Annotated in this window: 21 protein-coding genes; 14 read left to right on the plus strand and 7 right to left on the minus strand. The window is 63.2% G+C overall.

From position 1 onward, the window contains the following. Position 1: 1 nt before the first annotated feature. Positions 2-601 carry a hypothetical protein gene (locus DBIPINDM_RS29360; protein WP_258582471.1) on the minus strand — a complete coding sequence of 200 codons (600 nt, stop codon included), beginning with the start codon at positions 599-601 and terminating at the stop codon, positions 2-4. After that, a complete protein-coding gene (locus DBIPINDM_RS29365) occupies positions 591-1,157 on the minus strand; it encodes a hypothetical protein (RefSeq protein ID WP_258582473.1) in 567 nt (188 codons plus the stop codon). The genes DBIPINDM_RS29360 and DBIPINDM_RS29365 overlap by 11 nt, the downstream gene beginning before the upstream one ends. 78 nt (positions 1,158-1,235) lie before the next feature. Between DBIPINDM_RS29365 and DBIPINDM_RS29370 the strand changes: the two genes are divergently transcribed. Beyond that, on the plus strand, positions 1,236-1,673 hold the full coding sequence (locus tag DBIPINDM_RS29370) for a MerR family transcriptional regulator (RefSeq protein ID WP_258582474.1): 438 nt from the start codon (positions 1,236-1,238) through the stop codon (positions 1,671-1,673). Positions 1,674-1,885: 212 nt separating this feature from the next. Here the strand turns inward: DBIPINDM_RS29370 and DBIPINDM_RS29375 are convergent, their stop codons facing one another. Both DBIPINDM_RS29375 and DBIPINDM_RS29380 read right to left on the minus strand, forming a co-directional pair. Beyond that, a complete protein-coding gene (locus DBIPINDM_RS29375) occupies positions 1,886-3,157 on the minus strand; it encodes a glycoside hydrolase family 5 protein (RefSeq protein WP_258582475.1) in 1,272 nt (423 codons plus the stop codon). Beyond that, on the minus strand, positions 3,154-4,323 hold the full coding sequence (locus tag DBIPINDM_RS29380) for a DUF1972 domain-containing protein (protein WP_258582476.1): 1,170 nt from the start codon (positions 4,321-4,323) through the stop codon (positions 3,154-3,156). The genes DBIPINDM_RS29375 and DBIPINDM_RS29380 overlap by 4 nt, the downstream gene beginning before the upstream one ends. Before the next feature lie 433 nt (positions 4,324-4,756). Here DBIPINDM_RS29380 and DBIPINDM_RS29385 point away from each other — a divergent pair, with 433 nt between their 5' ends. The 6 genes from DBIPINDM_RS29385 (at position 4,757) to DBIPINDM_RS29410 (ending at position 10,492) form a co-directional block, all read left to right on the plus strand. Continuing rightward, a complete protein-coding gene (locus DBIPINDM_RS29385) occupies positions 4,757-5,926 on the plus strand; it encodes a glycosyltransferase (RefSeq protein WP_258589374.1) in 1,170 nt (389 codons plus the stop codon). Next, positions 5,923-7,227 carry a hypothetical protein gene (locus DBIPINDM_RS29390; RefSeq protein WP_258582477.1) on the plus strand — a complete coding sequence of 435 codons (1,305 nt, stop codon included), beginning with the start codon at positions 5,923-5,925 and terminating at the stop codon, positions 7,225-7,227. Before DBIPINDM_RS29385 ends, DBIPINDM_RS29390 begins: the two co-directional genes overlap by 4 nt. Positions 7,228-7,236: 9 nt before the next feature. Continuing rightward, complete coding sequence (locus DBIPINDM_RS29395; RefSeq protein WP_258582478.1) at positions 7,237-8,463, plus strand: GNAT family N-acetyltransferase; 1,227 nt, start codon at positions 7,237-7,239, stop codon at positions 8,461-8,463. 28 nt (positions 8,464-8,491) lie between these two features. After that, complete coding sequence (locus DBIPINDM_RS29400) at positions 8,492-9,715, plus strand: GNAT family N-acetyltransferase (protein ID WP_258582479.1); 1,224 nt, start codon at positions 8,492-8,494, stop codon at positions 9,713-9,715. Positions 9,716-9,722: 7 nt separating this feature from the next. Next, positions 9,723-10,079, plus strand: coding sequence for a hypothetical protein (locus DBIPINDM_RS29405; protein WP_258582480.1), 357 nt, complete (start codon positions 9,723-9,725; stop codon positions 10,077-10,079). Between the two features lie 104 nt (positions 10,080-10,183). Next, complete coding sequence (locus DBIPINDM_RS29410) at positions 10,184-10,492, plus strand: EthD family reductase (protein ID WP_258582481.1); 309 nt, start codon at positions 10,184-10,186, stop codon at positions 10,490-10,492. A 393-nt stretch (positions 10,493-10,885) separates the two neighbouring features. On the opposite strand, the gene DBIPINDM_RS29415 is transcribed toward DBIPINDM_RS29410, so the two are convergent. Continuing rightward, on the minus strand, positions 10,886-11,197 hold the full coding sequence (locus DBIPINDM_RS29415; RefSeq protein WP_258582482.1) for an EthD family reductase: 312 nt from the start codon (positions 11,195-11,197) through the stop codon (positions 10,886-10,888). A 203-nt stretch (positions 11,198-11,400) separates the two neighbouring features. Here DBIPINDM_RS29415 and DBIPINDM_RS29420 point away from each other — a divergent pair, with 203 nt between their 5' ends. The 7 genes from DBIPINDM_RS29420 to DBIPINDM_RS29450 all read left to right on the plus strand — a co-directional run bounded on the left by DBIPINDM_RS29420 (position 11,401) and on the right by DBIPINDM_RS29450 (position 19,527). Beyond that, on the plus strand, positions 11,401-11,625 hold the full coding sequence (locus tag DBIPINDM_RS29420; protein ID WP_258582483.1) for a hypothetical protein: 225 nt from the start codon (positions 11,401-11,403) through the stop codon (positions 11,623-11,625). A gap of 271 nt (positions 11,626-11,896) precedes the next feature. After that, positions 11,897-14,407: a DNA ligase D gene (gene ligD, locus DBIPINDM_RS29425; protein ID WP_258582484.1), complete on the plus strand. Its 2,511-nt coding sequence runs from the start codon at positions 11,897-11,899 to the stop codon at positions 14,405-14,407. A 403-nt stretch (positions 14,408-14,810) separates the two neighbouring features. Continuing rightward, positions 14,811-15,716, plus strand: coding sequence for a Ku protein (locus tag DBIPINDM_RS29430; protein WP_258582485.1), 906 nt, complete (start codon positions 14,811-14,813; stop codon positions 15,714-15,716). Then, positions 15,713-16,837, plus strand: a complete 1,125-nt coding sequence (locus DBIPINDM_RS29435; protein ID WP_258582486.1) for a tetratricopeptide repeat protein — start codon at positions 15,713-15,715, stop codon at positions 16,835-16,837. Before DBIPINDM_RS29430 ends, DBIPINDM_RS29435 begins: the two co-directional genes overlap by 4 nt. Further along, the gene (locus DBIPINDM_RS29440; protein ID WP_258582487.1) at positions 16,834-17,529 is read left to right on the plus strand and encodes a hypothetical protein; all 696 of its coding nucleotides are present in this window, start codon (positions 16,834-16,836) and stop codon (positions 17,527-17,529) included. Before DBIPINDM_RS29435 ends, DBIPINDM_RS29440 begins: the two co-directional genes overlap by 4 nt. A 230-nt stretch (positions 17,530-17,759) precedes the next feature. Continuing rightward, on the plus strand, positions 17,760-18,398 hold the full coding sequence (locus DBIPINDM_RS29445; protein ID WP_258582488.1) for an alpha/beta fold hydrolase: 639 nt from the start codon (positions 17,760-17,762) through the stop codon (positions 18,396-18,398). A gap of 358 nt (positions 18,399-18,756) precedes the next feature. After that, complete coding sequence (locus DBIPINDM_RS29450) at positions 18,757-19,527, plus strand: exodeoxyribonuclease III (RefSeq protein WP_258582489.1); 771 nt, start codon at positions 18,757-18,759, stop codon at positions 19,525-19,527. Positions 19,528-19,635: 108 nt separating this feature from the next. On the opposite strand, the gene DBIPINDM_RS29455 is transcribed toward DBIPINDM_RS29450, so the two are convergent. Together DBIPINDM_RS29455 and DBIPINDM_RS29460 are read right to left on the minus strand one after the other, a co-directional pair. Next, a complete protein-coding gene (locus DBIPINDM_RS29455) occupies positions 19,636-20,310 on the minus strand; it encodes a hypothetical protein (protein ID WP_258582490.1) in 675 nt (224 codons plus the stop codon). Positions 20,311-20,318: 8 nt separating this feature from the next. Beyond that, positions 20,319-21,089 carry a hypothetical protein gene (locus DBIPINDM_RS29460; RefSeq protein ID WP_258582491.1) on the minus strand — a complete coding sequence of 257 codons (771 nt, stop codon included), beginning with the start codon at positions 21,087-21,089 and terminating at the stop codon, positions 20,319-20,321. Positions 21,090-21,094 lie beyond the last annotated feature (5 nt).

Here is a 21,094-nt window from a genome sequence, read left to right on the forward strand (position 1 = left end):
GCTATGCAGTCTCCTTGAGGTTGGATGCCGCGAGTTCGGGGGCAAAGTGGTCGAACAAGAGGTCGGCGGCCTCGGCCGCTTGCTGTGGCGCGGTGATGGTGAGGACAACTCCGCGATAATTGTTCTTCAGGTCAAAAGTCAGAAACGCGCAGCAGGTTTGCTCCTTGCGCATCAAATCGGTGACCTCTTCCAGTGCTTCAGGCCCATAGGTGAGTTCGAGTGACAGCGGCGTGCGCTCCGCGTGATGCAGTGACCGACGGGCCAACGCTCGAATGCCGGCGACACGCTCCTTGAAATCAGACGCGCCAAGGGTGCAGGCGATGGTCAGGGCATCGTTCTCGGCCGCAGAACCGTAAGATGGGCCGCAGCCACACTCGACTTGTGCCTTCAATGATTGAAATGTGGCGTTGGGCGCGGCCTTCCGGCGCGAGAGAAGATAAAGTCCACCTGCGGCGACAACCACCAAAGCCAGACCAAGCTGGCCGATCAAAGCCAAGCCGACACCGCTGGCCGCGATGGCAGCGACAATCGGCGGCGCAATCAGAGGCGCGCAGGCTGCCAGAAGAAGGCCCGCGCCTGTGGTCGTCTTGTCAATGTTCATGCGTATTTCTCCCTGTTGCCGGGCCGGCGCGGGTGGAAACGGCCTGCCAAGCCAACACGGCCAGGATGACGACCGCAGCGTGAGCGAGGGCTGTTAACGCTGCCAGGCTCGCCACGCTTGCGTTGGCGCGAGCGAGTTGCAGGATGACCTCGCGGCCATCGAGAATTGCCGCAGCGCCCGCCAACAGAATGGCCAGCAAGAGGGTCGCTTTGCCAAGCCTCAGAACGGCGGCGGCAAGCATAATCGAAACGCCGACGAACCCCCATACCAGCCAAGGGGTTTCGAGGTTGATGCCAAGGATCGTTTGCTCCGCGTGACTGCCCGTTTCGCCGACCTCGGCGCTGTCACCACCTTGTTTCGCAGTAGAACTCTCGGCCGCTTCATCATGGCCCCCCTGTTCTTGAGCCCCGGCTGCTTCGTCGTGCGCGGCCATGCTGGCTGGCTCCCGATGCCCGCTCCCTTCCATCAAGACGGCGGTGGCGAAGAGAAGCGCCGAGATCGCCAGCATTGCCGACGTCCAACGGACGAGGGCGACACGATTTGCGAAAAAATCCATCAGCAAAATCTTCCTTTCCCATCAATATGAAGGTAGTGTACTCCTTCAAGTAACTTGAGGTTCAAGGAGTATCTTGCGATGAACCTTCACATCCGCGTGTTCACCATCGGGGCGCTCGCCAAGGCTGCGGGCGTCACGACGCCTACAATCCGCTACTATGAGGAGATCGGTTTGCTGCCTCCCGCGCCGCGCACGGCCGGAGGTCAGCGCACCTATGATGACGACGATTTGGGGCGATTGACGTTCATCAAGCAATGCCGAGACTTCGGCTTCGGTATCGATCAGGTGCGCGTGCTGCTGGAGCTATCGATCAGCACCGACCGCGATTGCGCGGAAACGCGCGACATCGCCCAAGTGCATCTCGACGAAGTGCGCCAGAAACTCGCCGAGCTGCGTCAGCTCGAACGACGCCTGGAGGGCTTTGTAACACGCTGCAACGTCGCCTGCGCCGGTGGTCCCGGGCAAGACTGCGTGATTTTCAAGGATATGGCGGCCACGGGCGGCTGCTGCGGATAGTGGGGCTGGACGTGAACCCATAAACTCTGAGTGGCGGCGGACATCCGCTTTGGTGCGCATTTCGGGCCCAAGGCGGCATCACGGCACTTCCAAAAGCCACGAGGCGACGTGAATGTAAGACCGCGCCCGCAAGCGGAAAGGCAGAACCGCTCTATCTCTTTGTTTCACGCAATTCCGGACGGAGAACCGCTCCGCGCTCTTCCTGAAATTGCCTAGTCGGCCGGCATCACCAACCCAAGCGCCTCGACCATCGCCGGATCCAGCGCGCGGGTGGCGCCGTCCATCATGCCCATGCCGTCGAAGAGGTCCCAGAAGGCCCAGGGGAAGCCGAACGACTCGGCGCTCTGCCTGACATCGGCGATGTAGCGGGCGCGGTCGGGGTTGGGCGCGGCGACATAGTGAGCGTCGGTGCGCAGCGCGCCGAATTCGCCCATGATGATGCGCTCCGGCGCAATGCCATGGGCGTCGGCCCAGGCGCGCGCCTGGCTGAGATATTTGTCGATGAGCCAGCGGTCGGGCCGGGCGTCGAAATAGACCTTCAGCACGCGCTCGGTTTCGGCATAGGCGGCCTTCTTGGCCTCTTCGGAGGTCTCGGTGTCCTGCGCCATGCGCGCCCTGACGGAGGCCAGCGTCTGTTCGAGCGAGCCGGCGGCGGCCGGCCACGGCACGTTGTTCAGTGAACGGTAGACCGGCTCGCGCATCCAGGGGGCGCCCTGGTGGCTGAACAGATAGGGCTCGTAGAAGTGGAAGGTGAACAGGATCGGCTCGAAGGATGCCAGCGGCGCCGGATCGAGCGCGGCCAGCCCGCTCACCATCGAGCCGCAGCCGCCGGTGATGACCAGCGGCAAGGCTGCGGACGACGCCCTGGCCGCCGTCAGAAGGGCTGCCTGGACGTTTGACCAGACGTTGGAATCGCAGGACTGAGGTGGTTCGTTGACCGGCTCCAGCGCGACCATGCCCGGCGTGAACCGCGCCAGCCTGCCGGCGAGCTCGCCGACGAGCCCGCGATAGGCGGCGAATTCGGGTGCGGCGGTGCTCGAGACCATGCGGTCGGGGTTCCAGTAGTGAGTGGCGCCATTGGCCTGGACGTTGACGATGATGCCGAGACCGGCGTCGAGCGTGGCGGTGACGGCGGCGTCCAACATGTCCAGCAACTTGCCGCGGGTGGTGGCGTCGGCGGCCAGGAACGGGCCGGGATCGACGGGCAGGCGGATGAAATCGAGCCCGGTCTTGCGCAGCCGAGCAAGGTCGTCTGGGGTCGGCACCGGCCGCTGCGACTGGAAGGGCGGCCAGTCATAGTCGGTGCGCGGTGCGGGAAACTCACGCGTCAGCGCAAACCAGGGCCAGGCGTTGACGCCGCGGCGGAAACGCCACGCGCCGCTGGCCGTGGCGGCTTGTGATGGAGCGGCGAGCGGTGCGGCCAACGGCGCGGCAGCGGCGGCGAGCGCCGCCTTGAGGATCCGCCGGCGCGACCAGTCCGTCATACGGCGCCGGGCGAGGGGCGGTCGATCGCGGTCTGCGCCGGGGCTTTGGCGCCGAGCAGATGCAGTGCCTCGTTCTCATAGGCCAGCAGGACATCGTCCCAGCGGAAGGCTTCGCGGGCGCGCGTCCTGGCGGCTTCGCCGCAGGCCTTGACCAGCGCGTCGTCTTCCATCGCCCGTTGCATTTGTTCGGCGCAGCTTTGCGTGTCGGTGAAGTGGATGGCGGCGGCGCCGGCGACCCACCTGTTGTAGGGATTGTCGTGCGCGATCACCATGTTGCCGGCGGCCAGCGCCTCGACCAGTGACGGGTTGGTGCCGCCGACCGTGTGGCCATGCATATAGGCGCGGGCGTGGTAGCGGAGCGCCTTGACCGCCGCCTGGTCGTAGATGGCGCCCGGCAGGACCACCGAAGCGTTCGCCGCCTTGCGGACCGCGACATGATAAGGGATCTGGTCGGACAGCGTGCCCAGCACCACCAGCTTCATGTCGCGCTTCTGGCTGCAGAAGGCTTCGACGATGGGCAGGATGTTGTTGTCGGGCTCGATGCGCGCGATCGAGATCAGGTATTTTCCAGGCTCGAGGCCGAGCGCGCGCACCGGCGCCTCAGGTGCCGATGTCACCGGGTCGGCGCCATAGGCGATGGTGGTGATGGCGCTGCGCGGCCGGCGCGTCGCCAGGTGATCGGCAATGACGGGATGGTCGGCGACCAGGCGGTGCGAGGCCCAGGCGCCGATCCACTCATTGAGCCAGAACCATGTGCGCGCCGCACGCCCCCATTTGGGCCGGCGCCACTCGATGCCGTCCATATTGGTGATGATCTTGCGCCGCATCAGCCTGAGCCAGGTCAGGAAGACCGCGCCATTGTAGCCGAGCACCAGGCAGACGCCGGGCCGCCGGGCAGCATCGAGCACGCATTGCCAGTCGAATTCAAGCGTCGCGCGCGGGCCTTTCGAGGCAACCTGGACGTGGATGAGGTCGATGCCGCGCCAGCTGTCGACGCGCACCCTCTGGTCGACCCGCTCGACCTCCTCCTGGCAGTAGACGCCGACCTTCCAGCCGCGGCCGACCAGAAAAAGCGCCAGCTTCTCGGCGAAGGTCTCGAAGCCGCCATGGGCAGCGGGAATGCCGCGCGTTCCCAGGATCAGGATGGAAGGCTGTTCCGCTTTCATGGTGCTTTCAGGTCCGCTCGGTCCGCTATGCGAGGCTGTCTCATTTCAAAACCGCTGCCTTGCATTATGCCTGCCAGGCCCGATTCCAGCCATTGTCGCATCTGGGTTGTAAAATATTTGTTCCAATCGCCGGGGTTGTTTCACTATCGGTCAACTTTCCGCACGTATGTGTATCGAAACGAGGCGATGCCGGGGCTTGTTGACCCGCAAATGGATATATTAGCCCGGCATAATCCTTGCAAATGGACTTCTGCGCGCCAGAATCGGCGGAGGGCGTGCAGCATTGGTGTGGTGATCCGGGTCTACATCCGTTTCATGACCATACTGGCAACCAGTGAAGTCCAAAGGGCTGTTGGACTTGAAGTTTCCGGCCGCTGATAGCGTCAGGCGGCGGAATCGTCAAACCACTCCTGACAGAAAGATGCATGTGAATATGCGGATTGCCTGCATCCATCAGGGCTACGAACTCTACGGTTCCGACCGCAGCTTCGCGGAGAGCGTGGCGGCGTTGCGCGCCGCGTTTCCGTTGGCCGACATCGAAGTGGTCTTGCCGCGCAGCGGACCGATCGTCGAAATCCTGGAGCCTCATGCCAGCCGGATCGTCTTCGAGCCGCTCTGGGTGCTGCGACGCCAGGCGATGCTGAGGCTGGCGACCATCGAGATGGCGCGGCTGCCGGTCGCGCTGTGGCGGGCATGGCGGCGCCTCAGCGATTGCGACCTCGTCTATGTCAACACCTCGATCGTTGCCGACTATGCGCTGGCCTCGCGCCTGCTGCCCAGCAAGGCGCTGCTGCACATCCACGAAATTCCCGAAGGCGTGCTGCGCCGGATCCTCGTCGGCCTGATGCACTGGAGCCATGCCGATCTGATCTTCAACTCGAAAGCGACGCGCGCCACGTTCGGCGAGCCCAGATCCGCGCGCTCCTACGTTGTCTATAACGGCGTTGCCGGTCCGGCGGCGGCGCAAGCGATGACCTATGACGGCAAGCGCCCGCTGCGGGTGCTGCTGCTTGGCCGCGTCAACCGGATCAAGGGCCAGGAAGTGCTTTTGGAGGCGATCGCCTCGCTGCCGGCCGAACTGAAGTCGAGGATCGAGGTGCGGCTGGTCGGCGGCGCCTTCGAAAGCGTCGAGCGCGAGCGTGCGCTGGCCGAACTGGTCGAGACCATGGGGCTGGCCGGACAGGTCAGCGCCTTGCCCTTCATCCCAGATCCTTCGGAGCATTATCGCTGGGCCGACATCGTCACCGTGCCGTCGCGGCGTCCGGAATCGCTGGGTCGTGTCGCCATCGAGGCGATGGCCTATGGCCGTCCGCCGCTGGTGTCGGCGATCGGCGGGCTGGTCGAGGTGGTCGCCGACGGCGAGACCGGATGGCATGTTCCGCCTGGCGATGCGGCAGCGTTGGCCGCGAAATTGCAGGAGATCATCGTCGCCCCTGAGGCCTGGCGCGGCTTTGTCGCCGCCGGACGCAAACGCTATGAGACGATGTTCAGCGAGCCGGTCGCCGCGGCCGCGATCGCGGCGATCGCCGCCGACAAGCTGAAGGCCGCGATCGCGCGGCCGGGCAGGGCGGCAAGCACCCGCCAGGCGGAGACACGGCCGTGAAGTTCCCGATCCATCTGGTGCGACGCCTCGTGCTGATGATCGGCGGCGAGGCGATGCAGAGCGGCTTTCATTTTGCCCTCAACATCGCGCTGCTGCACATGCTGTCGGCGCAAGGCTACGGCCTCTTCGCCATCGCCATGGTGATGGGCGGCGTCGGCCTGTCCTACATCAGATCGCTCACCGCGGTTCCGGCCTCGATATGGATGGGCAAGAGCACCAACAGCGCCGGCGTCGACGCCCATGACGTGGCCTTTGGAACAGCGGCGCTGGTCGTGGCGCTGCTGATGGCGGTCGGCACGGCTGTCCTGATGCATCTCCTGGGCGATCCGAGCGGCATTGCCGCCGGCTGCTTCGTCGGCGCATGGTCGCTGCGCAGCCATATGCGCACGGCCTTCTTCGCGCGCCGCCAGCAGGTGATCGTCTCCATCAGCGACGCGGCTTTCACGATCGCCGGCACCGTGTTCGCCGGGCTGGCGATCTGGTTCGCCGGGGCCGCGCTGCAGACCGTGTTCTATGCCCTTGCCGCGGCCAATCTGATTGGCATCTTCGTCCTGGTCCGGCTGGCACGCCGCACAATCCGCATCTCCTTCCGCATGCCGACGCGCCGGCGTTATACCAAGCTCTGGCGCCAGCTGTGCTGGTCGGCGTTCAGCGCGACCACCACCAACATCCAGGGTCAATGCCTGGCGCTGCTGGTTGCCGGCATTGCCGGGCCTGCCGCCTACGCACCGCTGGCGGCGGTCCTTGTGTTCTTTGCCCCGCTGCGCATCATCAGCCTTGCTTTCGTGAACATGACGCAGCCCGAGCTCGCGAAGCTGATGCGGCTGGGCGAAACACGCCGTGTCTGGGCGCAGGCGAAGATCTGGTCGGTCGTCATGGGGCTCGGCGGCCTGACCTATGGATGCGCCATCCTGTTCGTCCTGCCGATGATAAAATCCCAGGCTCTCCAGGATGCCTCGGTCGGGTTCATCGGACTTTTCGTGATCGCGAATTTTGTCCCGATCATGCTCTACATCATGCCGCGCATCATCCTCGAGATCCTCGGCGATTTCCGGATCGTCGCCTTCGTCACGATGGGCGGCGCGATCGTCGGGCTGGCGCTGATCGCGGTGCTGCTGGCAGTGGCGTCTCCGCCGTGGGCGCTGCTGGGTTCGGCGGTCTCCGAGACCTTCGTGCTCGTGGCATCATGGTACTTCGCGCATCATCGCATGTGGAACATCGAGCATCCGGACCAGAAGCGCGACAGCCTGCTGGGTTCGTGGCGGCGGCGGGCGTTTACGTTCGCCGCGGTAAAACGATAGGAGAGGGATGTGGCAGGCCAGGCAGTACAAATTGCTGGGGTGACCGGCTTGCCCGACGGGCAGGTCTCTCATCCAGTTACCATCGCCGCGAACGACGCCTACACGGCGCGCTTGCACACCAGCCTCGAAACGGTCAGGCCGCTCTGGATGCGCTTCCAGGAAAACGGTGTGTGCACCGGTCACCAGAATTATGCGTGGGCGGAGGGGATCGTCGCGCGGCTGATGCCGGAAGGTGCCGAACTTCTCGTCGTGGAGGTGAGGGACACTGCCAAGGGCGAACCCAGGATGCTGGTGCCGCTGATGCGGCGGCCAGCCTTCCGCCATCGGGTGATCGAGTGGCTGAGCTGTGGCGTCTGCGACTATTCGGCACCGCTGCTGGCCGATGCGAGCCCGTGGACGAGGCAATCCGCACAGGCCGCCTGGGCCGCGGTGCGCTCCGTGCTGCCGCCGGCGGACCGCTTCCATATTACGGGAATACCGCAGCGGATCGGCGGCGTCGCCAATCCGCTGGCCTTGCTCGCGGCCGCGCGCGATTCGATCCAAACCACTTTTGGTCTTGCCATCGACGGCGACCCGGAAACCGTCCTCAAGCGCCTTTGCAGGCCATCCTTCGTCAAGGAATTCGGCAAGGACTGGCGTCGCCTTGAACGGCTCGGTGGCGTGGAACTGGTCGAGGCCGGTACGCCGGCCGAGGTGGAGCATATCTTCGACGAACTGGTCCGGATGCGGCTCAGCCGGTTTCGCGAGCTTGGCCGCTTCGATCTGCTGACGCAGGAGGCCGTTGTCGATTTCTACCGCAACGCGGCTCTGCAGGGCATGACGGACGGTTCGGTACGGCTGTTCGGGCTGCGCGTCGGCGAGGCGCTGATCGCGGTTCAATATCTGCTGGTCCATCAAGGGACTGTTCATGCTCTGCTGATAGCTATGGACCAGAGCGTCGTGCCCAATGTCTCACCGGGCCTCTTGATCATGGGCAGGTTGATGAGCTGGGCACGCGAGCAGGACTTTGGCTATTTCGACCTGTCGGTCGGCAACCAGAGCTACAAGGGAAATATGGGCGCCAAGGGTTCGGTTCTGGTGGAACTCCGCCACGGCTACACGATGCGGGGCAGGGCGGCGAGCACCGCAATCGATGTCCGCAACCGGACCGAGGCCTTCGTGCGATCCAAACCACGGCTGCTCAATGTGGCCCAGGGACTGATGCGAGGTTTGCGGCGTTCGCGTGGAGGACGTTGAGATCGGGCCTGAACGAGGGGAGAAGTACGTGGCAGGCCAGGCAATGCGAATAGTCGCGGTAGAAGATGCACCGGGCCAACCACTATCCCCTGATGTCGCCGGTTCGGCCGCCGTCGCGCGCTTTGCCGCACGGCTGCACACCAGCTTCGATTCCGTAAGGCCGCTGTGGCTGCGCCTCGAGGCGACCGGCTTGTGCACGGGCCATCAGGGCCTTGCCTGGGTGGAAGGGATCGCAAACCGGCTGATGCCCGAAAGCGCGGAGCTTCTGGTCGTCGAGGTCAACGACGCCACAACGGGCGCGCCGGTCATGCTGCTGCCACTGATGCGCCGCCGGGCTCGGGGCCACTATGTGATCGAATGGCTGAGCGGCGGCGTGTGCGACTACGCGGCGCCACTGTTGGCCGATGCGAGACCGTGGACCAGGCAGAGTGCGGACGCCGCCTGGGCGGCGGTGTGCGCCGTGCTGCCGCCGACGGACCGCTTCCACATCGCGGGGATTCCGCAACAGATCCATGGCGTCGCCAATCCGCTGGCGCTGCTTTCAGTGGCGCGCGACTCCATCCAGATCGCCTCGGGCCTGGCCCTGGATGGCGAGCCGGAGACGCTGATCAAGCGCATCTGCAAATCGTCCTTTGCCAAGAATTTCCACAAGCACTGCCGCCGCTTCGAACAGATGGGCAAGCTCGATCTGGTCGAAGCCGAGACGCCTGACGTGGTTGAGGAGCAGTTCGCGACGCTGCTGGAGCTCAGGCTCAACCGCTTCCGCGAGCTCGGGCGTTTCGACCTGCTGACGCAGGCGCCGGTCGTCGAGTTCTACCGCGATGCCGCCCTGCAGGGCCTGTCCGACGGCTCGGTGCGGCTGTTCGGGCTGCGTGTCGGTGAAGCCTATCTCGCCGTCATCTACGTGCTGATCATGAAGGGCACCTTGCACGCCCTTCTGCTCGGGATCGACCAGGACGCGGTTCCCAACGTCTCGCCAGGCCTGACAACGATCGGCAAGCTGATGGTGTGGGCGCGCGAGCAGGGGCTCGGTTATTTCGACCTGTCGGTCGGCAGCCAGGGCTACAAGCAGCATATCGGCGCATCGAGCGCGGTGCTGGCCGAGTTGTGCGAGGCGGTGACACTGAAGGGCAGGGGCTCGACCGCCTATATCAAGCTGCGCGGCAAAACCGAGCTTTTCGTGCGCTCCAAGCCGGCGCTGTACAAGGCCGTGCAGGGCGTGATGCGGCGATTCCGGCGATTGAAGAACTGAGGCTGCCGTGCGTTCGTGGGTCTTGTCGAAAGAAACTGAATTGAGAACGTTCAGCGACAGCCAAATCAAAGAGTTTCTGCGGCTGCATCTGACAAAATACCCAGATGCCATTGAACGTATGCATTTCGTCATGAAACATCCGTTCCGGGATAATGACGAGCAAATGTCCAGAACTACGCGAGAAATTCTGGACACAGCGCAACAGCTAGCGTTTTTCCATGCCCATGCGCAGGAAATGCCCAGAGATCGCCTCGTGAAAGTCGCAGACCCATATTATCACGCGCGCTACGAGATCAAATCCGACGTGATCGCTTATGTCGCCGCCATGCTCGGCCCTATAGGTTCTTATGAGGTCGAGGAATAATGCTGGCAATTTCAAACTGACCCACTACCTGCCGTCCAGACGGATTGACAAGCTCCCGGCAACGTCATCACGCTCCTGCAGCGCAACGATTTCGGGAGGCAATGATGGCAAGCCTGGTGGTGATGTACGGCACGCCTGGGGATCCGGCGGCGTTCGATGCCTATTATCGCGAAAAGCACATTCCGCTGGCCAAGACCATCCCGGGATTGCGGCGCTATGAAATCAACCGCGGCCCGGTGATGACGCCGGCGGGACCAGCGAAAATCCACCTGATCGCCATCTTGCGGTTCGACGATGTGGTCGCCATCCAGAATGCATTTGCCAGTGCCGAAGGGCAGGCGACCGCCGCCGATCTCCAGGTCTTCGCAACCGGCGGCGCCGACATGCTGATCTTCGACAGCGAGGACGTGTGAGGCGAGGGCCGCTCGGCGATGGCGTTCCCGCCGGGGTATTTCAGCAGCGGCTTGACAAAGGGATGGCGCGAGCGTCACTTCCCAATGGCCATTGGGCCCTCGGGGGATATCGATGAAAAAGATTTATGAAAAGCCGACGCTCAACAAACGCCAGCAGCTGACCCGCGTCACGGCACAGGTGGTCTCGTCGGCGCGCTGACACGCAAACAGCCTTCGACGTGACCATCAAACCCCCGCTGCAAGATGGCGGGTTTTGTCTGCCCTGTGGCCTTGCCCGGCGACTTAAAACGCGTCGCGTTGAAACGGATTCATGCGACACGCTTTAGGTCTTTGTTTTATTGCATGTCGTCTTCCCAAAGCCGAGGTCGCTTTTGGGCGACATGCACTAACGATTCACATCGCCTCGGAATCGAAAAGCAGCATCGTCACATGGTCGTCAGGCGCGTATTTGCGACGGTCGACGGCGCAGGCCTTGCCGATCTCGCTGGCAAAGGCCGCACGCATGGCGTCCAGGCTGTCGAAATAGAGGGTCGCGACGATGTAGGGCGTCTCGTCCTGCAACATGTTCACGATCGGCCGTTTGCTGACATCGTAGCGCCGCAGCCCGGGAAGCTGTTTTGCCAGCGGCAGGTGGATGTCGAAATAGTGCCGGTCGAAGGCTGCCGGATCGGCGGGGGTTTTGTAGATGACAAGCATCTTGGCCATGATGGTGCTCCCTGTCGTTTGACGTGATCGCGCCTCGTCGGCGCCGCACCAATGTCGTTCGCCGGGAGCGGATTTCGACAGGCGTAAGGGGTTTTTCGCAAGGCCGACGGCAGAGCCCCGGCGCCGCCAAATTGACAGGACAGCGCGTCTCCGTCATCCTTGAGCCAGTCGCCTGATGTGTCAGGGCGACCGAGGGCAGCGTCATGTTCAGTCCCGTCACCGGTCAGAATGCCAAGCGCGCCGCGGTGCGCAAGGCGCTCGACGCCCACAAGGTCTACATCACCGCGCAGAGCTTTTCGAACGGCGCCTACCAGGCACGCGTGCTGGTCGATGGCGAGGCCTACTGGGTGGATGAGTTCCGGCTAAGCCAGCTGCAGCAGGGCCTGTCGCCGGCCGAGCTCGAGCTGACGCCGGCTGCTGACGATTGAGAGCGTGACCGCCGTTTCTTCGCACCACGCTGGGAAATCTGAAATGCTGGCGGGACAGCACCCCCCTCTGTCCTACCGGACATCTCCCCCGCATGGGGGGAGATTGGCAGCTTCATCGGCGGTGCGTCACTTCCAGCGTAGGCGACTGGCGAAAACCGAGACGACATCCGATCTCCCCCCTTGCGGGGGAGATGTCCGGCAGGACAGAGGGGGGTGTGCAAGAACGCGGTGTTGGGAAGGCGCATCTGCCACCGCCGCTGTCGGCTAACCCATGCCGCCCCCTCCCAAACTCAAAACCTACCGCGCCAAGCGTGAGTTCTCGAAAACGCCGGAGCCGGCGGGCGGGCTCCTCTCAAGCGACGGCAACCGCTTCGTCGTCCACAAGCATCATGCCACCGCGGACCACTACGATCTGCGCCTGCAGGTCGGCGACGTGCTGAAGAGCTGGGCGGTGCCGCGCGGGCCTTCGCTCAATCCGGCCGACAAGAGGCTGGCGGTCGAGACCGAGGACCATCCGCTCGAATATATCGACTTCGAGGGCGTCATTCCCGAGGGCGAGTATGGCGGCGGGCCGATGATCGTCTGGGATACCGGCACCTGGGCGCCGATGGACGATGTCGAGAAGAGCCTCAGGACCGGCGCTTTCAAGTTCCGGCTGGCCGGCGAAAAGCTCAATGGCGGCTGGATGCTGACCCGGCTGAAGCCCAAGCCGGGCGAGGACGCAGAGAAAAAGAACTGGCTGTTGTTCAAGGAGCGCGATCTAGCCGCCGACACGGCGCTGAACATTCTGGAAGCGCGGCCGGAAAGCGTGAAGTCCGGATTGCGCATCGAAGAACTGGCGGCCGCCGCGAAACCGGTCGCGAAGTCCGCGCCAAAGCCGGGTTCACTGAAGCCCGGCGAACTGCCGGGCGCGGTGAAGGCGCCGGCGCTGAGCCGCATCGAGCCGCAGCTGGCGACACAGGTGCCGAAGCCACCGGGTGGGGAGAGCGTTGCGGAAAACACAAACGAGCTCTGGCTGCACGAGATCAAATTCGACGGCTACCGCACCATGGCGCACCTGTCCGACGGGCAGGTGCGGCTGATCACCCGTGGCGGCATCGACTGGACGAAGCGCTATGGCGACCTGCCGCATGCCTTCGCCAAACTGCCGTGCCGCGAGGCGATCATCGACGGCGAGATCGTCGTGCTCGATGGCCGGGGTATCAGCCGCTTTGCGCTGCTGCAGGACGCGCTGGCCGAGGGCGCCGGCAGCAAGCTGCATTTCTATGCCTTCGATCTCCTGCATCTCGACGGCTGGGATTTGCTGAAGGTGCCGCTCATCCGGCGCAAGGCGCTGCTGGATGAGCTGCTTGGCGGCCTCGGCGCCAACTCCGCCATCCAGTTCTCCGACCATGTCGAGGGCTCGGGGCAGGGGCTTTACGACCAGGCGACGGAGCTCGGGCTCGAAGGCGTCGTCTCCAAGCGCGCCACTGCGATCTACCAGAGCGGCCGCACCAAGAGCTGGACCAAGTGCAAGGCGCTGCAGAAGGACGATTTTGTCATCGCCGGTTACACGATCTCGCAAGCGGCGGAAGGACTGGCTGCCCTTGGCATGGCCGAGTGGGAGGACGGCGAACTGCATTACCGCGGCAAGGTCGGCACCGGCTTCGATGCCGAGACGGCGGCCGACCTGCTCGCCCGGCTGGAGCCGCTGACATCCGGCGCGACGCCACCCGAAGGCGTGCCGCGCGAAATCATGCGCGAGATGCACTGGGTGAAGCCGCTGTTTTCGGCCCGCATCCATTACGCCAACCGCACCGCGGACAATTCGTTGCGCCATGGCGTGTTTCGCGGTCTCAGGGATGTCGGCCTGTCGACGCCGGTCTCGGCAAAGCGCAAGCGGCTGATCTCGGAGGCCGACCTTGCCACCATCTGGGTGACCAATCCGGAGCGGCGGCTGTTCGGCAAGACCGGCCCAACCAAGCTCGACATCGCCGTCTACTACGCGCTGGTCGGTGACTTCATGCTGCCGCACATTCTTGGCCGCCCGGTGTCGCTGGTGCGCTGCCCGACCGGCCTGCCAAAGGACTGCTTCTTCCAGCGGCATGCCTTCACCGGCATGCCGCCCTCCGTGGTGACCTTCGAGACGATGAATTCCGAGGGCGAGACCAAGTCCTTCCTGTCGGTCGAAGGCGCCAAGGGTTTTCTGGCGCTGGCGCAATTCGGCGTCGTGGAATTCCACACCTGGGGTACGCACCGCACCAGCCTCGACAGACCCGACCAGATCGTCTTCGACCTCGATCCGGGCGAGGGGATTTCCTGGCGCGAGGTGGTCGAGGCGGCGGTCCACATCAAGGGCGAGCTGGAGGGGCTGGGTCTGGTGCCGTTCGCCAAGACCTCCGGCGGCAACGGCATCCACATCACCGTGCCGGTTACGCCCAAGCAGAACTGGAAGAAGCTGCATCAGGCGACCAGCGCCATCTCCACGCATCTGGCGGCGACAGCGCCCGACACCTTCACCACCACCATGGGCAAGGACAACCGCAAGAAGCGCATCTTCATCGACTATCACCGCAACGCGCGCGGCCACACCTCCGCCGCCCCCTACTCGCTGAGGGCACGGACCAATCTGCCGGCCTCGACGCCGGTGAGCTGGAGCGATCTGGAGGCGATCGATGCGCCGCAGGACCTGAATTATGCGTCGCTGCCGGGACTGCTGGAGACATCGGGCGATCCGTGGGCGGAGATCGAGGAGTTTGCGCGGGATTTGCCCTTCCAGAACTTGGGTTCCTCGCCCCCGTGAAACGGGGGAGAGGTGGCCGCGAAGCGGTCGGAGAGGGGGCCTGCGCCGACGGTTGGAAGATGGCTCCCTAAGCCCGCCCAAGGATAGGTTCGCGCCATTCCCCCTCTCCGTCTCGGCTTCGCCGAGCCACCTCTCCCCCGCCTTCGCGGGGGCGAGGAACCCAAGTCCATCGACGCTTCCGACAATTTGAATTATTCTCTCCCCACGACCTCAAAGACGCAGCGGAAGATTTCGTCAGGGATTTGCCGGTATTGTGCGGGGTCGGTGTAGGATTTGCGCGGCCTTGATCGTCCTTCGGACGAAAAGCGCTGCAGAGAGCATGATCCCAAAAAGTGGGAACCGGTTTTTGGATAAGATCATGCTCAGTCAAAAATGTCAGTGCATGGCCGCGTAGGAGTTTATCATGGCGCCCAGGGCAAGTTGGAAGGGTTATCTCAAGCTCAGCCTCGTCAGCTGTCCGGTCCGGCTTTATCCGGCGACGACGACCAGCGAGCGCATCTCGTTCAATCAGCTGCACAAGAAGACCCACAACCGCATCAACATGAAGCCGGTCGATCCGGAATTGGGGCTGGTCGAGCGCTCGGATCTGGTCAAGGGTTACGAGTACGAGGACAAGCAGTACATCATCATCGATGATGCCGATCTCGACGCGGTGCGCATCGAATCCAACCACACGATGAACATCGAGGCCTTCGTCGACGAGGGCGAGGTCGATGTCATCTACCAGGACGCGCCGTACTATCTGGCGCCGGACGGGGCGATGGCGGAGGAGACTTTTGCCGTGCTGCGCGAGGCCATGCGCAAATCCGGCAAGCTGGCGATCGCGCGGCTGGTGCTGTCCAGCCGCGAGCGCGTGGTGACGATCGGCGCGCGCGAGAACGGCATGTTCGTGTGCACGTTGAGGAACCCGAACGAAGTGCGCGGAACGGCTGAATATTTTGGCAACATCCCGGCCGGCAAGCCGGATCAGGAAATGCTTGAGCTGGCCGAAGCGCTGATCAAGCAGAAGGAAACCACCTTCGATGCGAAGAATTACGAGGATCGCTACGAGATAGCGCTGATGGCGATGATCCGCGAGAAGCTGAAGGGCCACAAGCCGATCATCGCGGCCGCACCGGAGCGCGGCAATGTCATCAATCTGATGGATGCGCTGAAGGCGAGCCTGTCGCAGTCGAAGCCACCGGCGAAGTCGAAGAGCAAGGCCGACGAGGTGGCAAAACCCGCCGCCAAGAAGGCGGCAGCGGGTGGTGCCGCTGAGAATCCGCTGAAGGCCAGTCTGCTGAAGGCGGTCGGCAAGAGCAAGAAATGACGGCACCGGCGGTCTCGGTCGCGGGGGCCGTCTTCGGCACGATCGGTGCGCTGGCGGCGTTTCCCTTGCGGCTCGCCGCGCGCGAGGTCGAGCGCCAGCACGGCCAGCTCCGGCGCGGCATCACCCGGCGCACCACGCATGTCGTGTTCGGCCGGGCGCTGTTGGCCAAGGCTGGATTGACGAAAAACGGCGATGCCGAGATCGAGCGCCGCGTTGCCGCCGAGCGCGCCGCCGGGCGCACACTGCTCAGCGAGAATGGCTTCCTGCGCCTGCTCGGGCTGATGAAGGCGCCGGAGGCATCGTCCTTGTCGCGGCAATCGCTGATCGAGCAATCGCGGCTGTCGGGCGCCGATCTCGACATGCTCTCGCTGTTCGATGCCTTCGAACATGATTGCGAACCCTATTCGTTCCGCGACCTGATCCTGGCGCGCAAATATGCCGGGCTGATCGCCGGCGGCGCGACCTGGGGCGCGATTGCGCGCTCCGTACACCGCTCCGGCCCGGTGGCCTCGCTCACCGCCAAATCGCTCAATGTCGGCTCGCAGCATGGCCGGCCCGACGCGATCTATCTCGAAGGCGGCCAGAGCGAACTCGACGGGCAGTTGCTGTTCGATCTGGGTAGCGCCGCCCATGGCGACGACACGCTGGAAGAGCTGTTTACTGAAGCCGAAGCGGCGGAGGAGGGCGGCGACCATGATGGGGCTGCCGCACTCTACCAGCGCTGCCTCGCCATCGACCCCAGCGATGCCATCGCCGCCTTCAACCGCGCCAACTGCCTGCGCACCGGCGGCCACGCGGCGGACGCCGCGCACGACTATATCAGCGCGATAAAACTCGACCCGGCCTTCGTCGAGGCCTGGTTCAACCTCGCCGGGCTGATGAGTGAGCAAGGCCGCGACGCCTCCGCGCGAAGGCACCTGCAGAAGGCGATCGCGCTCGACAAGACTTATGCCGATCCGGTGTTCAACCTGGCCCGGCTGGAGTTCGACGCCGGCAATCTGCCGGAGGCGCGGCGGCTGTGGGTGCGGTATCTGGAGCTCGACGCGGAGTCCGAATGGGCTGGGGTGGCGGCCAAGGGGGTGCAGTTCGTGGACATGCAGCTGGCACGGACGGCGGGGTGAAGCAGGACATGGTGCTCAACGCAAAAACCATTCGAGCAAGAGTCGCGGAAGCGCTCCATGCTCGCCTTGGCGAGAGATGGTTCAAGCCGAGCAGCGCCAAGTTGATAATCGCGTCGGCGGACAACCTGACTGATTTCAGTATCGAGCTGGGTTGCTTCACGGACTATCGCTACGGCGCGTATGACTGCGAGCTTGCCGCTGTCTTCAAGTGGAGGAAATTCGCCAAGCTGTGGAGGGACTTCGATGCCTGGTATGAAGTCAAGGATCCGAGTTCGGCTCAGTTCAAAACCCGCAGCTCTAGACAGCGGAACCAGCAATTCCTCCTAAAAGGCTTCAATGCCATCGACGGAGGCTTTCAGCCCTCCAGCCGGGGTTTCTTCTGGGTCGCCAGCGAACAAGACCTGGATGCCTTCATGACACAGTGCATTGCCGATCTCGACGGCAATGTCGGCGCATGGATCAGGCGATGGTTCACCTGGGAGTCGGCGCTCGATGTGATGGACGGCAATTCGCAATTGTGCGGGTCATGGCGAGACACCGCCTATTTCTGCTTGCTTGAGCAAGTTCATGGGCGTGAAGCGGCTTGCACATGGATAGGCGGTATCGATGCGACCGGCTGGCCTGGATTGCTGGCGGCTCAGGTGGAGTATCTGCAGTCGCAGGTTTGTCGTGGGCTGGCGCCGCAGCCATAGCTCGCCGCTTAAAAGAGAAACGCAATGGTCGCGCTTGAACACCCCCCTCTGTCCTGCCGGACATCTCCCCCGCAAGGGGGGAGATTGGATGTTAGCACCGCTTTCGCCAACCGTAACCATTGGAAGGTGAGCGAGACGGCAAAGCTGCCGATCTCCCCCCGTGCGGGGGAGATGTCCGGCAGGACAGAGGAGGGTGTGACGGAACGCGACCTCCCTAGCGAGACCGCCCCATGACCAGCTTCCTCTTCGACGGCGACGACACCGCCCCCTTTACCATCCTGCTCGCCCATGGCGCCGGCGCGTCGATGGATTCCCCTTCGATGACCGCAACCGCCAAGGCTCTGGCCGCCGCCGGCTTCCAGGTCGCCCGCTTCGAATTCCACTATATGGCCGCCCGCCGCTATGGCCACCGCAAGCCGCCACCGCGCGCCGAGACGGTGAACCCGGAGTACATCAAGGCTATCGCCGATCTCAGGGCGAAGGGCGTGACTGGCAAGCTCATCATCGGCGGCAAGTCGATGGGCGGACGCGTCGCCTCGATGGTGGCGGACGAGATGTTCGCCAAGGGCGAGATTTCAGGGCTGGTCTGCCTCGGCTATCCCTTCCATCCGCCCGGCAAGCCCGAGCAATTGCGGACCAAGCATCTGGCCGGGCTGAAGACGCCGGCGCTGATCTTCCAAGGCACGCGTGACGAGTTCGGCACGAAGGACGAGGTGGCAACCTACGGCCTTTCCGATGCGATCGAGGTGATCTGGCTGGAGGATGGCGACCATGATCTCAAGCCGCGCAAGAGTGTGTCGGGATTTTCGACTGGCGATCATCTGAAGACTGTGGCCGAGACGGTGAAGAGTTGGGTGGAGAGAGTTTAGGGGCGCACGTTAGCTCGATCGTCTCCTTTCGGCGTTGGCGCTGCCCCTCATTGCCCTGCCGGAGCGTTCGTCGTTCGAAAAGCCAAGCAGTTGGCTTTTCGTCCGCGGCGCGGACCACTCCTCAACCCCCCGTATAGTGACGGGGAGAAAGACGCGGTCATCACCCCTTTCGCCAATCGCCAACGCTGCAATCAGGTCGCGGCGTTGCCGCCAACTCCCTTCTCCCCGTCACTATACGGGGAGAAGGTGCCGGCAGGCGGATGAGGGGCAGCACTGACCTTGGCCATTGGCCAATATCCGGGCGCGACATTCAACCAACCCTTGCGACCCGCTTCGGCTTCCTGCTTCATGTTTCCCCATGAAGATCGCCTCCTTCAACATCAACAACATCAACAGCCGGCTGGAAAACCTGCTGGCCTGGCTGGCGGTGGCCAAACCTGATGTCGTCTGCCTGCAGGAACTGAAGGCACGCGACATGCAGTTCCCGCGCACCGCGCTCGCCGATGCCGGCTATGGCGCGGTGTGGAAGGGCGAGCCGACCTGGAACGGCGTTGCCATCCTCGCGCGCGGCGCGGAGCCGGTGCTGACCCGCGATGCCTTACCCGGTGACGATGCCGACCGGCAGAGCCGCTACATCGAGGCGGCGGTCAACGGCATCGTCATCGCCTGCCTCTATGCGCCCAACGGCAATCCGCAGCCGGGGCCGAAATTCCAATACAAGCTCGCCTGGCACGCGCGGCTGGAGGCGCATGCCGAGCAGTTGCTCGACACCGGGCTGCCGGTGGTGCTGGCCGGCGACTACAACATCGTGCCCGAGCCGCGCGACATCTATGCCACGCGCTCCTATGACGACAACGCGCTGGTGCAGCCGGAAAGCCGCGCTGCCTTCGCGGCCCTGCTGCAGCAGGGCTGGACGGATGCGCTGCGCAAGGTCCATCCGAAGGAGACGCTCTATACGTTCTGGGATTATCGTCGCAACCGCTGGCCGCGCGACGCCGGCTTGCGGCTCGACCACATATTGCTGTCGAAGACGCTCGCCAGGCGGCTGAAAGGGGCTGATATCGACCGCGACGTGCGCGGTGAGGACGGCGCCAGCGACCACGCGCCGGTTTGGGTGGAGTTGAGGTGAGTTGAGCGTATACCATGGCCACTTTGCCGGAGCAGACCACCGGCGCAACAGCAAGTGTGCTGGCGGTTTCGGTTACCCATGCGGTTGACAGGAAAAGCGGCGCGCCCGTCAACCCTGCCATAACATCAAAGCGGCATGCGCGGTCGAGATCAAGGAGAAGACGACCCATACTGCAGGCCAGCAGACTCTTGACGGTTTCAGTTTTCGTCGAGGCTTTCCGCTCGTTCGAAGCCACAGGGCAATCCCCAGAAACAGAAGAACTGCCATAAGTGAATAGGTCGTATTGATGGCGAAAGTATCGTAGACGGTTACGTCATCAATATAACCTTTGAGCCATGTCAGTCTGACAAAATCCAATGCAGTGGCATAGAGAAAATTGAGAGGATCGGGCGAGTCGCTATCTGTAAATATGATATTGTTGAAGACTATAGAAATTACTACGAGTATGTCTGTCAATATCCATGTCACTATCAAGGCTGATGTGCTGGCTGTCACCGAGAATCTGTGGGGATTCTTAAAGATTACCTTGCATGCAAGATTTGTTAACCTTACAGCAACCTGTATTCCGAGGAACAGTAAGATGGTCTCGATCGCTGTCCATATCGCGGGGAAAAAAAGACTGTTGAAGGTCGACGGCTTGTAGAGCAGCTGCCTGCAGGTCTCGATCAGATACAAGGCCCAGTAGAAGCGAAGAACTCCGTCCGTGACGATTGGATCGCCGAGATTCAGACCGCGCCACTTCCTGAAGAAAGCCTTGGCGGACAGGATGGTCTCGGTAGCCATGACGCGGGTCAATTCCATTCGATGACGGAAGGCCTTGCCTGCAGCTTTGGCCGCGCCAGATCGGAGATTTCGATGCGGGACGCCTTCAATGTCTTCCCTTGCGCCGTGCCCCGAACGAGGTTGAATGCGTAACAGGCTCTTTGAGTCCGCTGCTGATGAATTAGAACCGAACTGACGCCAGCGTATGCTTCGATGGGGCGCTCCTGGGCGCGTGCAACGGCGGTGCTGAGTTCTGTCTCCACGTAACTTGCAGTGACGCCACCATGAATGGCTTCGATAGGCTTGAGACTGTCTCTCGTATCGCGGCATTCGCCGCGTCCGTTCTGCGACTGCCACCAACTGAAATTCCAGTTCGACAAATCCCTGTTACTTCTGTCCTTCCTGTTGTTGATGTGATTGTCGTAGTCGGCGATGGACACGTCATAGGCCGTTTTTCCGTCGTCGTCGCCAATGTAGTCTCTGTTGTAATTCTGCTTGCAGATCGACTTGATCTTGTTGCGGCTCAGACTCACCTTCCGCTTCGGATAGAGCTCCACGGTCGTGGATGTCACCCTGATGTTGAGCGCGGATTCAGAAATGCCGGAGGGGTTGCTTCCGACATACAACAGTCTGGCGGACGGATCGAAGACGAGTTTCTGGGTATCCGCCAGCGGACGGACGTCACCGTTCGAGAGGAGAACATAGAGCCCGGGAGTTTTCCCGTTGCAGTCCGTTTCAGCGCTATCGGCCACGCCAACGGCATAGGAGCTGGCCAGCAGAAATGCGATCAATGCTTTCATCACGA

The organism is Mesorhizobium sp. AR02 (assembly GCF_024746835.1).
Classification (GTDB): domain Bacteria; phylum Pseudomonadota; class Alphaproteobacteria; order Rhizobiales; family Rhizobiaceae; genus Mesorhizobium.

What these genes read in the sequence shown, in the direction of transcription:
- DBIPINDM_RS29375 (WP_258582475.1), bottom strand. Translation starts at nt 3,157, where the DNA reads ATGACGGACTGGTCGCGCCGGCGGATCCTCAAGGCGGCGCTCGCCGCC.
- DBIPINDM_RS29430 (WP_258582485.1), top strand. Translation starts at nt 14,811, where the DNA reads ATGGCGCCCAGGGCAAGTTGGAAGGGTTATCTCAAGCTCAGCCTCGTC.
- DBIPINDM_RS29445 (WP_258582488.1), top strand. Translation starts at nt 17,760, where the DNA reads ATGACCAGCTTCCTCTTCGACGGCGACGACACCGCCCCCTTTACCATC.
- DBIPINDM_RS29420 (WP_258582483.1), top strand. Translation starts at nt 11,401, where the DNA reads ATGTTCAGTCCCGTCACCGGTCAGAATGCCAAGCGCGCCGCGGTGCGC.
- DBIPINDM_RS29435 (WP_258582486.1), top strand. Translation starts at nt 15,713, where the DNA reads ATGACGGCACCGGCGGTCTCGGTCGCGGGGGCCGTCTTCGGCACGATC.
- DBIPINDM_RS29370 (WP_258582474.1), top strand. Translation starts at nt 1,236, where the DNA reads ATGAACCTTCACATCCGCGTGTTCACCATCGGGGCGCTCGCCAAGGCT.
- ligD (WP_258582484.1), top strand. Translation starts at nt 11,897, where the DNA reads ATGCCGCCCCCTCCCAAACTCAAAACCTACCGCGCCAAGCGTGAGTTC.
- DBIPINDM_RS29450 (WP_258582489.1), top strand. Translation starts at nt 18,757, where the DNA reads ATGAAGATCGCCTCCTTCAACATCAACAACATCAACAGCCGGCTGGAA.
- DBIPINDM_RS29380 (WP_258582476.1), bottom strand. Translation starts at nt 4,323, where the DNA reads ATGAAAGCGGAACAGCCTTCCATCCTGATCCTGGGAACGCGCGGCATT.
- DBIPINDM_RS29385 (WP_258589374.1), top strand. Translation starts at nt 4,757, where the DNA reads ATGCGGATTGCCTGCATCCATCAGGGCTACGAACTCTACGGTTCCGAC.
- DBIPINDM_RS29415 (WP_258582482.1), bottom strand. Translation starts at nt 11,197, where the DNA reads ATGGCCAAGATGCTTGTCATCTACAAAACCCCCGCCGATCCGGCAGCC.
- DBIPINDM_RS29365 (WP_258582473.1), bottom strand. Translation starts at nt 1,157, where the DNA reads ATGGATTTTTTCGCAAATCGTGTCGCCCTCGTCCGTTGGACGTCGGCA.
- DBIPINDM_RS29455 (WP_258582490.1), bottom strand. Translation starts at nt 20,310, where the DNA reads ATGGCTACCGAGACCATCCTGTCCGCCAAGGCTTTCTTCAGGAAGTGG.
- DBIPINDM_RS29360 (WP_258582471.1), bottom strand. Translation starts at nt 601, where the DNA reads ATGAACATTGACAAGACGACCACAGGCGCGGGCCTTCTTCTGGCAGCC.
- DBIPINDM_RS29460 (WP_258582491.1), bottom strand. Translation starts at nt 21,089, where the DNA reads ATGAAAGCATTGATCGCATTTCTGCTGGCCAGCTCCTATGCCGTTGGC.
- DBIPINDM_RS29410 (WP_258582481.1), top strand. Translation starts at nt 10,184, where the DNA reads ATGGCAAGCCTGGTGGTGATGTACGGCACGCCTGGGGATCCGGCGGCG.